Source organism: Saccharospirillum salsuginis, from assembly GCF_014651855.1.
GTDB lineage: Bacteria > Pseudomonadota > Gammaproteobacteria > Pseudomonadales > Natronospirillaceae > Saccharospirillum > Saccharospirillum salsuginis.
This window is the reverse complement of record NZ_BMXR01000017.1, coordinates 36,864-48,878: the sequence shown is the minus strand read 5'-3', so window position 1 is coordinate 48,878 and position 12,015 is coordinate 36,864. Positions and strand designations below refer to the sequence as shown.

General features: G+C 59.4%; 10 protein-coding genes. 3 read left to right on the top strand and 7 right to left on the bottom strand.

Annotated features, from left to right (window positions below; genetic code table 11):
* Window positions 1-54: 54 nt before the first annotated feature.
* On the bottom strand, window positions 55-1,104 hold the full coding sequence (locus IE111_RS22855; RefSeq protein ID WP_189613287.1) for an amidohydrolase family protein: 1,050 nt from the start codon (window positions 1,102-1,104) through the stop codon (window positions 55-57).
* A gap of 266 nt (window positions 1,105-1,370) precedes the next feature.
* Between IE111_RS22855 and IE111_RS22850 the strand changes: the two genes are divergently transcribed.
* Window positions 1,371-2,030, top strand: coding sequence for a class I SAM-dependent methyltransferase (locus IE111_RS22850; RefSeq protein WP_189613285.1), 660 nt, complete (start codon window positions 1,371-1,373; stop codon window positions 2,028-2,030).
* A gap of 3 nt (window positions 2,031-2,033) precedes the next feature.
* Here the strand turns inward: IE111_RS22850 and IE111_RS22845 are convergent, their stop codons facing one another.
* From IE111_RS22845 to IE111_RS22835, 3 genes are all read right to left on the bottom strand, one after another.
* Entirely contained in the window at window positions 2,034-2,651 is a 618-nt protein-coding gene (locus IE111_RS22845; protein ID WP_189613283.1) for a DUF6962 family protein, read from the bottom strand.
* Between the two features lie 9 nt (window positions 2,652-2,660).
* Window positions 2,661-3,857 carry a pyridoxal-phosphate-dependent aminotransferase family protein gene (locus IE111_RS22840; protein WP_189613281.1) on the bottom strand — a complete coding sequence of 399 codons (1,197 nt, stop codon included), beginning with the start codon at window positions 3,855-3,857 and terminating at the stop codon, window positions 2,661-2,663.
* A gap of 489 nt (window positions 3,858-4,346) precedes the next feature.
* Window positions 4,347-5,081, bottom strand: coding sequence for a glucosaminidase domain-containing protein (locus IE111_RS22835; protein ID WP_189613279.1), 735 nt, complete (start codon window positions 5,079-5,081; stop codon window positions 4,347-4,349).
* Between the two features lie 184 nt (window positions 5,082-5,265).
* Between IE111_RS22835 and IE111_RS22830 the strand changes: the two genes are divergently transcribed.
* Window positions 5,266-6,531 (top strand): efflux RND transporter periplasmic adaptor subunit, encoded by a 1,266-nt coding sequence (locus tag IE111_RS22830; RefSeq protein WP_189613277.1) that lies wholly within the window; start codon window positions 5,266-5,268, stop codon window positions 6,529-6,531.
* On the top strand, window positions 6,528-9,635 hold the full coding sequence (locus IE111_RS22825; protein ID WP_189613275.1) for an efflux RND transporter permease subunit: 3,108 nt from the start codon (window positions 6,528-6,530) through the stop codon (window positions 9,633-9,635). Before IE111_RS22830 ends, IE111_RS22825 begins: the two co-directional genes overlap by 4 nt.
* A gap of 76 nt (window positions 9,636-9,711) precedes the next feature.
* On the opposite strand, the gene IE111_RS22820 is transcribed toward IE111_RS22825, so the two are convergent.
* The 3 genes from IE111_RS22820 to IE111_RS22810 form a co-directional block, all read right to left on the bottom strand.
* On the bottom strand, window positions 9,712-10,485 hold the full coding sequence (locus tag IE111_RS22820) for a hypothetical protein (RefSeq protein WP_189613273.1): 774 nt from the start codon (window positions 10,483-10,485) through the stop codon (window positions 9,712-9,714).
* Between the two features lie 29 nt (window positions 10,486-10,514).
* Window positions 10,515-10,670: a hypothetical protein gene (locus IE111_RS22815; RefSeq protein WP_189613271.1), complete on the bottom strand. Its 156-nt coding sequence runs from the start codon at window positions 10,668-10,670 to the stop codon at window positions 10,515-10,517.
* Between the two features lie 125 nt (window positions 10,671-10,795).
* On the bottom strand, window positions 10,796-11,857 hold the full coding sequence (locus IE111_RS22810) for a mechanosensitive ion channel family protein (RefSeq protein ID WP_189613268.1): 1,062 nt from the start codon (window positions 11,855-11,857) through the stop codon (window positions 10,796-10,798).
* Between the last annotated feature and the right edge of the window lie 158 nt (window positions 11,858-12,015).

Here is a 12,015-nt window from a genome sequence, read left to right as displayed (position 1 = left end):
GGGCTCACATCGACAGGGACTCTCAGTATAGACCGAATCGACGAAGGGATTCATTCAATCACAGATCGCCGGCGCCTCGACATCGAACGACAGCAAATCGAAATAACTCTGCCCCAGGGCGATGTTGCGAAAGGCCCGGTCATCCAGAAACCGATTGATGTAGCTGTTCAGTTCCACCAGTCGTTCGTACTGTTGTTCGCTGCTGAATTCACTGGCCACCATGTCCGTTCCGGTCAAGACACGATTCGAATAGCTGTTCAGCACGTCCACATAGTACGGGCGTCGATCATCGTCGCTGAAGTAATAGTCGTAGAGTACCGTCCAGGAAATATCGAGCCAGAGATTGGGATGCCGTTCCATCAGCCGTCGCAGAATACGCGCATGATCTTCAGGATTCATGTCCCGCTGCTCGCGTGACATACCCAGGTGCATCCAGACGACGGTGTTGTCCGGGTACCGCTCCAGCACCGCCTCCATCAGATGCAGGTATTTGGTCGGTTCATCGTCGTTGCCCAAATCCGAATGCAGTGCCAACGGCATATCGCGCCGACGCAACTCCGCCATGAACGGTGCCCAGTTCTCGATGTCCTCCAGCGTCGCCGGTTCATGCCCCATGTTGAACAACGCCTGTTTCACCACGTTCGACTCCCCTATCCACTGGAAATAGCCGGGGAAGTCTTCATCCAGAATGTTCATTCGTGTCAGGATGCCTTCCGGATTCTGCAGATCCGGGAACGTCATCGACAGGGTCAGCCGCACATCCCGCTGAAAATAGTTCGTCACGTTCTTCGCATTGACGAAATCGTTCTTCATCGTCGGCTTGATGATCTGCTCGCCACTGCAATCGCGATGCTGCAGGCACGCCCAGTCCTCGATCCGCGTCTGTCCGATGCCGTAGACATTCGCAAATCGCACACCGGCATCGCGCATGTAATCGACCAGTTTCAGATGATCCAGCGACCGACCGCTGAACGGCTGAAAGTGCAAATGACTGTCCACCACGAAATGATGCGACTCCGTCTCGCGGTCAAAGCAGGCCTCGGCCAGCGCACCACCGGCCAGCAACACAGCCAGAACCCCCATACAGCAGCGGGCAATCAGCATTCCAACCTCACCTTTTACACCTGTGTTGAACACCCAAACATAGACCTTTGCCCACCCCTTTGGTAGTAGTAGCAAGGGGATTTACGGCTGGTACAACAACTGAGTGACCGATGCCAGGGTGACTCATTCGGGGATATCTGAGGCATGGATGCCGAAGTTAAGCCCCCATGGACGGGTTCACGGCGGCCCCGAATGAGTCACCCTGGCAGCGGTTACGGATTCCCGGCACCTTATAAACAAACCTCTGAACCCGACAAGGAACCTCAATGAACGTCACTCAAGATCAGGTCAAGGCCGGTCAGGCCGTCTACACCAAACGAACCCTCAACCTGTACGATTTCATCGTCCTGACGGTTTCCAACCCCTGGATCTGGAAATGCCCCACCCCACGCCTGATCGACCACTATAACCGACACGTCACCGCCAACCACCTCGACATTGGCATCGGGACCGGCTACTTCCCCGACAAATGCGATTTTCCGAGTGACAATCCCCGCATCGGCCTGATGGACCTCAACTCCGACACCCTCGCCTATGCCTCCGCCCGCATCATCCGCTACCGGCCCGAAGTCTACGCACACAACGTCCTGGAACCGCTGTTTCAGGAGATCGAACCGTTCGACTCCATCGGGGTCAACTACCTGTTGCACTGTGTACCGGGGTCGATCGAAACCAAGGCGGTGATGTTCGACCACCTGAAACCGGTGATGACCGACGGTGCCACCGTTTTCGGCTCGACCCTGCTTCAGGGCGATGTGCCGCGCAGCGGTCTGGCCAAGCGCTTGATGGCGTTCTACAACAAGAAGGGGATTTTTTCGAACACCGAGGACACGCTGGCCGGCCTGGAGTCGGCGCTGAACCAGCGGTTTACGGATGTAACCATCGAGCGGGTCGGCTGTGCCGCCCTGTTCAGCGCCCGGGCCTGAGGCTCATTGCGCGGGGGCATCGACCGGGTAACGCACCACCTGGGTGATGCAAAACACCCACAGCGCCAACAGCAGATGGAAGACATCCATGCGGATCGGCAGCCCGAACAGCGGCGCCGGTCCACCGCCGATCACCAGGCCATTGATCACGAACACCAGGGCCGCAAACGCCAGCCACTTGCCATGCACCACACGACCGCCGCGCCATAAAAACACAGCGACGACGAGGCACAGAACGGTGGCGCACAACCCGATGACCAATTGGAAATTCGGCAATTGTTCCAGCCACCAGGCCAGCGCGAACACCAGACAGGCGTCCCCGAGGTGGGCCAGCCACAGGCCCTTGTGCAGCCGCAACCAGCCCGTCCAGTCCAGCAACCCCATGAACAACAGATAGAGCCCGCCCACGCCGAAGGCGCGAGATGCGTAGTAATGCAGGGAGTCCAGTTCGGCCTGCATCTGCAAACCGAATTTAATCGCCCCTATCGTAGACGCCAAGCCGAGCAGGGCCAGGGTGATGGCGATCAGCGTCGCGGCCGAGGTACGCGTGGCCAACAGGCGATGACTGCCCCACCAACAGGTCAGGGCCAGGAAGGCGTCGGCGATCCACCAATGCTGCATACCGCCCTCTTACTCCGGCGAGCTTTTTTGTAGCTGGTTTTCCAGTTCCGCCATGCCGGACGGCACGTCGACCCTGTGGCCAAGGTCGTTGAAGGTGGACCCGAGCGCGTGCAGCGTGCGAAACAGGTTGTGGACGCGGCATTGCTCGCCCATTTGCCCGATGCGCACGATCGGCGGGCCGAAAGAGCCGGCGATCTCGACGCGGTAGCGGTCGGAGATGTGGGCGCAGACGCTTTTGGAGGCGACGGTCTCCGGCAGGGCGATGCCGACGACGGAATTGAGGCGGGCCTCGGGTTTGACGTAGAGGTCGAGCCCCAGCGCTTCGATACCCGCTTGCAGGGCCCGGCTGCTGACACGGTGACGGTCAAAGCGGCGGGCCAGGGTTTCTTCGCAGACCAGGCGCATGGCTTCATGCAGGGCGAGCAGGCCGGAGACGGGTGCGGTGTAGTGATAGGAGGCGCGGTGCCAGAAGTTGGTCGCGAGGGTGGCGTCGAGGGTCCAGTGCGGCATCGGCACCGGCCGCTGCGAGATACGCTCCCAGGCGCGTTCGGAAAAGGCGACCAGGGAGACGCCGGGAATGGAGCTCAAGCCTTTCTGGCCTCCGGTGATGACGGCGTCGATGCCCCAGTCATCCATGTTCAGAGGCATGGTGCTGAGGGTGCAGACGGCGTCGACGATGATCTGGCAGTTGTATTCATGCGCCAGCCGGGCGATTTCGGGCAGTTCGGTGTTGTGGGTGGTGTTGGAGGTTTCGCCCTGGACGATGGTCATGACTTCGGGACGGAAGGTTTCCAGCAGGGTTTTGATCTTGTCCGGGTCGGCGCTGTGACCGTCGGGGACGTGCAGTTCCTCGATCTGGCCACCGGCGCGACGGGCCATTTCGGCGAGACGGTGGCTGAAGAAGCCGTTGCAGACGCACAGGGTTTTGGTGTCTTGCCAGATGAGGTTGGTGACGGCCATTTCCATGGCGGCGGAGCCGGGGCCGGCGACGCCCATGAGCCAGGGGGATTCGGTCTGGAAGATATAGCGGGCCATGGCTTTGACCTGGTCGATGATGCGGGCCATGGTGCCGCCGAGGTGGTTGATGACGATGCCGTTGGCGGCGGCGACCGGACCTGGGATGGGTACCGGTCCGGCACCCATCATCAACAGGGGCTCTTCCGGGAGGATGCGGCTGAGGGTGTCGATGTGGGGGGCTTCAATCATCTTCTGCTGTTTCCATGCGGGTGGCGGGGTGTGTTCGCCATCATATCACGAGGATTGGGTGGCTGTGGCTCGTTATGGTGGCTGTGGTTGTACTGGTTCTGTGGTTGAACCCTTGGAGGCTGCCCGGTCAACCCATTCGGGGTCGCCGTGAATACATCCATGTAGGCTTGGCTTCGGTCCGGGCTGGCGCTCCAGTCCATGCCTCAGACATCCCCGAAAGGGCCGACCGGGCACCCTCCACTAGTCCACTGTGCCAATCGCGAGCTCTCTGACTTACATTGTAGGGTGGGCACCGCCCACCATTGGTTGGTCACGACACACGACTCAAGATAGTAGGTTGGATTAGCCGAAGGCGTAATCCAACACTCGACTCTTGGCACCATAAGAACCTTGGCATGGTTATGTTAGATTACACCTTCGGCTACCGGATCGCCGGCCGATCCAACCTAAAAGACCGCTTCTCCTAGAACATCCGGACGACTCACCAGATCAATCCAACCGATCCAAATCGTTCCCGCGAATCATGTGCCGCAATTCATCCACATAGGCCTGCCCCCGTTCCGAGTAACGCGTCAACGAAGGTATCAACGCCAGCCCGGTAATCTCCTGCCCTTCCTTACGCAACGCGGCACGACGCTGGCGCAGGCTTTGGTAGGCGTTGTGGGTGTTGATGTTGTTCATGTACCGGCGCACGGACTCTCTTGGGCTGTCGAAGGCGGCGACTTCGTGGGTGGCGCCTTCATTGCGGGCGTTGGGAACGAGTCCGCAGCCTTTTTGGTAGCACCACTGACCGAAGTAGTTGTTGCCCAGGCGGGCGAAGCGGGAGGTGCCCCAGGCGCTTTCGTTGGCGGCCTGGGCGAGGGCCATGGAGGGTGGGACGACGTCGACCAAGTGCAGAAGGGTTTGGCGGTGTTGCGGGTCGGTGGGGTCGAAGTCAGTGAGTTCGTAGCGCTGGGCGAGTTGTTTCAGCCAGGGGCGTTCGGTCCAGGTGGTATGGCCGCGTTCGATGATGGCGTTGAGCGCCCGGCGGTTGCTGAGGATGGCCTGGTTTTCGGCACGCACCAGCGGCAGCAGGTAGTCGAAGAATTGGGCTTTGCGTTCATCGCCGGCGGTGTATTGAGTGAAGTCGGGGGTTGTCGGGCGCTGGGGTTGCCAGATCAGTCCCAGGGTGAAGGCGGCTATCAACGACAGGGCCAGCCCGATGATGGGCAACAGTCGGCTCATGAGAGGTCTCCTTTTTCACACAGTATAGGCCGGGGTTGGCCGGTTTTTCGAACACGGACTTAAAGCTGGACAAAAGTCATGATCGGGAGAGTGACCGGCGACACTTGCCGGATGTTGTCCGGTCGAGGACACTGGCGCGCTAATCAGACATCGGCCCATTACGGCTTCAAGGAGAGGCAGATCAATGAAGACTTGGACCACCCTGCTGGTCAGCGGGGTCATTTTGGCGGCAGCGGGAACGGCTGTCGGCGTGATGATGAATCAGACACCGGCACCGGAGAAGGCGGAAGCGGAGGAAGCCCGCTGGGAAATCGAGAGTGTCCGGGCGGAAAGCGACTTTTACCGCCCCGAGATTCGGCTGGTGGGCCAGGTGGTTGCCCGGCGCGAACAGCAATTAACGACGCCGCTGTCGAGTGAGGTTCTGGCGATACCGGCCAAGGAAGGGCAACGGGTCGCCCAGGGTGATGTGTTGGTGGAACTCGACGATTTCGATACCTCTCAGCAACTGCGTCAGGTCGAGGCGGATTTGCAGGAGTTGTCGGCCCGGCTGACGATCCAGCGCCAGCAACACCGGATGGACGAGCAGGCGTTGACGGTGGAAAAAGCCAAGCTGGAACGCCTGAAGGACCGGCTGCAACAGCAGCAACGTTTGGTCGACCGGGGGCTTAGCCCGCAGCAGCAGGCCGATGATCTGCAACAACAGGTGGAACAACAGCAGTTGAGCGTGTTGCAGCATCAGACCCAGGTTGAAAACCAGCCGGCGCAGTTGGCGCAATTGGAAGCGTCGTTGCAGAAACTGGAACTGAGCCTGGCCCAGGCTGAACGTCGTCAGGCGGAAACGCAGGTGACCGCTCCTTTCAGTGGTCGCATCGCCCGCCTGGGTGTTCAGCTTGGCCAGACCACCCAGCCCGGTCAGTCACTGCTGACGCTCTATTCCGATCAGGCCATGCAAATGAAAGTGCAGCTACCGCACTTTCTGGCCGGCAACGAGTCCGACCTGGGGGCACACGCGAGCCAGAATGGTCGCACGACTGAACTGCGTTTCGATCGGGCCGAAGCCAGCCTGGGGACGAGTCAGAGCGGGGTGACGGCCTGGTTCGATCTGGTCGATGGCGAAGGTTGGCTGCCGGGTGGCTATGCGCGTCTGACGGTTCAACAGCCGGCGGTGTACAGCTACCGGGTGCCGGAGTCGGCCGTATTTCAGGACAACTGGCTCTATGGGGTGACCGGGGAAGGTCGTCTCAAGGCGTTGTCCATCGAGGTGCTGGGCGTGAATCAGGACGGGGACCAGCGCTGGTTGATCGTCCGCGGGCCGGACCTGTCCGGCGAACTGCGCGTGATGACCACCCGCCTGAATAATCCGGTGACCGGCATGCGGGTCTATGAACCCGGCGTCGATCCGGACCCGGAGCTGGCGACGGATGAGGCTCCCGCGGAGACCGAATCATGAGAGATTTCGACGACCGCGGCATCCTGGCGTATTTCAGCCAGCATCGCGTCGCCGCCAACCTGGTGATGATCGTCGTCATCCTGTTCGGTCTGGTGGCGTTGAACCGGCTGCCGACCCAGTTGATGCCCGACTACAGCATTCCCGCCATCCAGGTGACCACAGCCTGGCCCGAGGCCAACGCCCAGACCGTGGAAGCGTACCTGACCACTCCGCTGGAACAATCGATCCGTCAGTTGGACGACGTCGAGGAAGTCTGGTCCTGGTCTAACCAGGGGCACAGCGAGATCGTCGCACGCTACAGCCTGGATGCGGACATGGACGCGGCCCTGTCCGATATGACGAGTCTGGTGAACGGTTTCGGCGACCTCCCCGAGGGCGCTGAGACACCCACTTTCCAGCAGGAAGAAGAACCGGAAGCGGTGTTCTCACTGCTGGTCAGTTCCGCCGGTCCGCTGGAAGAATTGCGCCCGCTGGTGCAGCAGTTCAAGAACGACTTGCTCAGTCGCGGCGTCGCCCGGGTGGATGTACGCGGCTTTCCGGACCACGAGATCGCCGTCGATGTACCGCTGGACCGTTTGTTGGCCAGCGGCTCGTCCCTGGGCGACATCGCCAGCCAGATTCGCGCCGCCAACCGGGACGACAGCGCCGGCCAGGTCGGCGAGGATTTCAGTCGTGCTTCTGTGGTCAGCGAGCGTCGCACCGAATCGGTCCACCGTCTGGCCGAATTACCCATGGCCAACGGACAGCCGCTGTCCACGCTGGCGACGGTGGAACGTCAGGTCGCCCCGGGCGCCCGGCACTATGTGCTCGAGGGCCAGTCCGTTGCCCGTCTGCTGATCTTCCGCTCGGAAAACGTCGACAGCCTGGAAACCAGCGACCTGATCTACAACTGGCTGGACGAGGTGCGACCCGAGCTGCCCCGGGGCGCCGAGATTCGCGTCTGGTGGGACCTGTCGGAATTCGTGCGCGGTAACCTCGACATGCTGCTGCAAAACAGTCTGATGGGGCTGGTGCTGGTCGTCGCCATTCTCTTCCTGTTCCTGAACCGGCACGTCGCCTGGTGGACGGCCATGGGCATCCCGGTTTCGGTACTCGGCACCCTGATCCTGCTGTACGGTTCCGGCGGCTCGATCAACTTCCTGGCCGTGTTCGCCTTCCTGATGGCGTTGGGCATCATCGTCGATGACGCCATCGTGGTCGGCGAGGAAACCGTCACCCAGATGGAGAAAGGCCATACCCCGGCGGACGCCACCCTGATCGCCGCACGGCGCATGTTCGGTCCGGTGATGGCCAGTTCGCTGACCACCATCGCCGCGTTTTTTCCGTTGTTACTGGTGCCCGGTGTATTCGGGGAAATCCTGCGACCGATACCGGTAGTGGTGATCAGTGTGATCATCGCCTCGCTGGTCGAGTGTTTCCTGATTCTGCCCGGCCACCTGAACCACGGCTTTCGCGGTCGCGCACCCAAACGCAGTCGCTTCCGTGTCACCATGGACAACACCGTGATGCGCGTGCGTGAGCGCATTTATCGGCCGTTCGTTTCCTTTGCGCTGCACAACCGTGCCATCACACTCAGTGTTGCGTTCGGTCTCTGTGCCATTGCCTACGGTTTGCCATTCTCCGGTATTGTTCCGGTCACCGACATGAACAACATCGAAGACAATATGGTGACGGCCTATGTCGAGTTTTACGACGGTACGGACGAAAGCACCATCGACGACTACACGAGTCGCATGCAAACCGCCATGCGAGACACCGAAGCCGAATTGGGTAAAGGCCGACCCATTGTCGAGCAAGTGTACGAGATTTACAGCGCCGACGAAGGATTCACCCAGGTTCAGGCCAAACTGGTCGACCGGGACAACCGTCCCGTTTCCAACGGAGATTTCCTGAAAGCCTGGGGCGAGCGGATCGAGACCGGACCGGAAGTGTCCTACCTTTCTACCGGCAGCAATGAAGACGGCAGTGGTCGGGAAACCCTGAGCTTTTTCCTCGCCGGGCGTGACCTGACCACCCTGAAACGCGGCGCCGAGGAACTGAAAGCCCGGCTGGAAGACTATTCGGGGCTGGCCAATGTGCGCGACACCCTCCCTTGGGGCGAGGAAAAACGTCTGTTTGAAATCAACGCCATGGGTCAGGGATTGGGGCTCACCGAACCCGAGCTCGCCCGACAGATTCGCCAGGCGTTCATGGGTGTTGAAGCGCAGACTTTCACCGAAGACGGGCAGGACATCCCGGTCACCGTACGACTGTCCGAGACCGATCGGGATGCAGCCGGCGCGCTCTACGACCTGCCCATTCGCACCGCGGACGGTCGCTACGTGCGTCTGGCCGATGTGGCCGAGTTCCGCAGCGAACGGGGGCTGGGCACCCTCTTCCACCAGAACGGTCAACTGGGTCTGGAAGTGAAAGCCGACGTACTCGGCGAAGACGCCAACCTGAGCGAGATCGCCGAAGACATCCGGACCGGTGAATTGCAACCGATTCTGGATCGATACGGCCTGACCGCCGAAATTCAGGGCAGCGCCGAGGACATCAAGGAAATGCAGCAAAACCTGATTCTCGCCGCCATCGGCGCCCTGGCGATGATTTACTTCATCCTGGCGTGGATGTTCGGCAGTTACAGCTGGCCACTGGCGGTGATGATCGCCATTCCACTCGGCATGACCGGCGCGATTTTCGGCCACTGGCTGCTCGGTTTCGAACTGACGTTCCTGTCCTTCTTCGGCCTGTTTGGTCTAGGCGGCATCATCATCAACGACGCCATCATCCTGATCAATCGTTACCAGGAAATCCGCACCGAACAACCGGACCTGAATAGCCGACTGGCCATCATCGAAGCGAGTTGCCAACGCTTCCGCGCGGTCATGCTGACGTCCATCACTACAGTGGCCGGCCTGATCCCGATCCTGCTGTCGGATTCAGTTCAGGCGCAGTTGGTACAGAGCATGGCGACGTCGCTGGCATTCGGGTTGTCGTACGGGACCCTGCTGGTGCTGGTGGTGATCCCCGCGACCCTGACCTACGTCGAGTCGGCGAATCGGCGTCGGCAGCAGTTCGGGGGATGGGTCAAGCAGCGGGTGTTTGGGTTAAGTAACGGATAGACATCAAGCCTTTTGAACTAAGAAGAAAACCGGGCACCTGAACAGGTGCCCTTTTTCTAATGTTCCAGCACTGGTTTCAGTGAATGGTGAACACCGTCGCTTTGATTTTTCCGGGATGGTCGCCAGTCGACCGCCCGTCGAGACCAATGGAGCCATCCCCTTCGTTCCCTGAATATGGAACGCGCACAACTACTGAAAAAGTGTGCTCTCCGGCATCCAGTTCCACTGGATGAAGAATATGCCACTTGTCCCGGCCAGCGGACGTTGTATCGTCGGTAACAATCGTCAGACCTTCCTGCGCTCCTGGGGCGGGCCCTTCGCCATTGACAAGAATGCCTGCTTCCATTCCAGCGAAAGAGGACCAGTACGGGTAATAGGCTTCTCCTTCGGCCTGGAGCAGAATGAGGGTGCCGTCGTCTTCTACGGTGAAGGATACAGCGGTTAATCCCGGCAAGGCATGCCACTCACGGCCAGTGCCGGCGCTTCCAGGTTCTGACTGGTTGCCATCCACACCCGCTGGAATGGTGAGGCTTCCGTTGGCCAACAGAAACACCAGATCGGTGGCAAAGTACGTATCCACCGTCAGTGCGGGGCTTTTCGATTCCAGCGTTTCCAACCGGGAAAGAACATCGGTGAGAGTTGTCTCGACGGTGGTCAACCGCGAATCGTTGTCGTTAATCGCCTCCTCGGCGGCGGTGAAGTTCTCATTAACCTCGGCCGCAACGGCAGGCGTTCCGCTGGTAAAGCTGTTAGGGGTATCCAGTTCGCTGGCGTGTACTGACAAAACCATCGCTGCTGAGATCAGTGAGAGGAAAAGGATATGACGTTGGATACGGACTGGAATATTCACGGTGGGCACCTCCTGTGTATCAAACGGCGTTATTGCCATTCCCCGCTGTCCCAATGCATGTCGTCCCAAGTGGTGGCCACGTCGACCTCGGATTCGGACTCTTGATCGGAATCGGAAGCCGCCATTTCTTCACCACAGGCGGATAGGAGCACCATTACACCGATTGAAAGAATGACTTTTCTCATATTCTTGTTCTGAGTTCCGACCGGTCATCCCACTGTAGCCCATTTTGTCATCGTTAATGTGATGACTCTCACATTTCTAAACAGAACTGATGGATGGCTGTGTCCGAGTGCCGAACACGGCTGCATCAACCGGATTCATCGGCCGCCACCCATTGCGCGCGAAACCGGGGCAATGATTCAGGATACCGCTGTTGAATGAAGTCGATCATACGCTCGCGGATATGGCATCTCAGGTTCCACAATACCGTGGAGTTTTTGGCACTCATCAGGAAACGGATCTGCATCGCTTTTTCACCGGCATCCACAACCTGCACCGTTCCGGTCACACCATCCCAGTCGGGCGAGGCTTCCAGCAGGCGCGCGAATTCCTCGCGTAACGGATCGACAGGAATTCCGTAATCCGTCCAGATAAAGGCACTGCCGACCAAATCGGTATTGTTTCTGGACCAGTTCTGGAACGGATTCTCGATGAACCACTGCAACGGGATGACCAGGCGCCGAAGATCCCATACACGAAGCACCACATAGGTGGCCGTGACTTCTTCGACCCAGCACCACTCACCCTGGACATAGAGCACATCGTCGATGCGAAACGGCTGGGTCAGCGCGATCTGCATACCCGCCAGCAGGTTGCTCAGTACCGGGCGCGCCGCAAACCCGATGATGATGCCACCAATACCGGCCGAGGCCAGTAAGCTGGTCCCCAACTGCCGGACCGATTCAAACGTCATCAAGGCGGTGCCGACACCCACCAGGACAATCACGATGTTCAAACCCCGAACGAGAAACCGGGTCTGCGTTTCCAGTTTTCGAGCCTTTTTCCATTCGTCTTCGAGAACCGGGTTCAGCTTTACGATGACATCGCCAATGGCCGACGTCAGCCCCACCGCAATCCAGGTAATGGAAATGATCAGCAGCAGTGTTGTGACCTGTTGAACAATGGCGAGATAAGGGAGGTTTTGAGGCACTGAATGGAGAACACTGTTCAGGGCCAACAGGCATAAGAAAACACTCAGTGCGCGAGCCGCTGAATCGAAGAAGATCCGGGTGACGGAGGTCGACTTGGAAAAACGACCGACCAGAAAAACCAGGGCTTTATAAAGCGCGAAACCGAACAGGATGGCAAGCAGCGCAAGCCCCGCCGCTTCGGCCCAGGCGATCACACCGTCTTCGATGGTCTGCTGCATTTTGCCTCCCAATACACATGGATGGATTTACGTGAATACCCCTTTCAAGGGTTCAGCCCGGACCGCCGATGTCGATTTTCTTTACATCTTCAATCGGCTCTTCAGCCTAACCGGTTGAATGATAACAATAAACGATATTGGCGCTGAAAATGCAGCGT

Bases quoted from the DNA above. Each gene is read 5' to 3' on its own strand.
- IE111_RS22855 (WP_189613287.1), bottom strand. From the start codon at position 1,104: ATGCTGATTGCCCGCTGCTGTATGGGGGTTCTGGCTGTGTTGCTGGCC.
- IE111_RS22850 (WP_189613285.1), top strand. From the start codon at position 1,371: ATGAACGTCACTCAAGATCAGGTCAAGGCCGGTCAGGCCGTCTACACC.
- IE111_RS22845 (WP_189613283.1), bottom strand. From the start codon at position 2,651: ATGCAGCATTGGTGGATCGCCGACGCCTTCCTGGCCCTGACCTGTTGG.
- IE111_RS22840 (WP_189613281.1), bottom strand. From the start codon at position 3,857: ATGATTGAAGCCCCCCACATCGACACCCTCAGCCGCATCCTCCCGGAA.
- IE111_RS22835 (WP_189613279.1), bottom strand. From the start codon at position 5,081: ATGAGCCGACTGTTGCCCATCATCGGGCTGGCCCTGTCGTTGATAGCC.
- IE111_RS22830 (WP_189613277.1), top strand. From the start codon at position 5,266: ATGAAGACTTGGACCACCCTGCTGGTCAGCGGGGTCATTTTGGCGGCA.
- IE111_RS22825 (WP_189613275.1), top strand. From the start codon at position 6,528: ATGAGAGATTTCGACGACCGCGGCATCCTGGCGTATTTCAGCCAGCAT.
- IE111_RS22815 (WP_189613271.1), bottom strand. From the start codon at position 10,670: ATGAGAAAAGTCATTCTTTCAATCGGTGTAATGGTGCTCCTATCCGCC.
- IE111_RS22810 (WP_189613268.1), bottom strand. From the start codon at position 11,857: ATGCAGCAGACCATCGAAGACGGTGTGATCGCCTGGGCCGAAGCGGCG.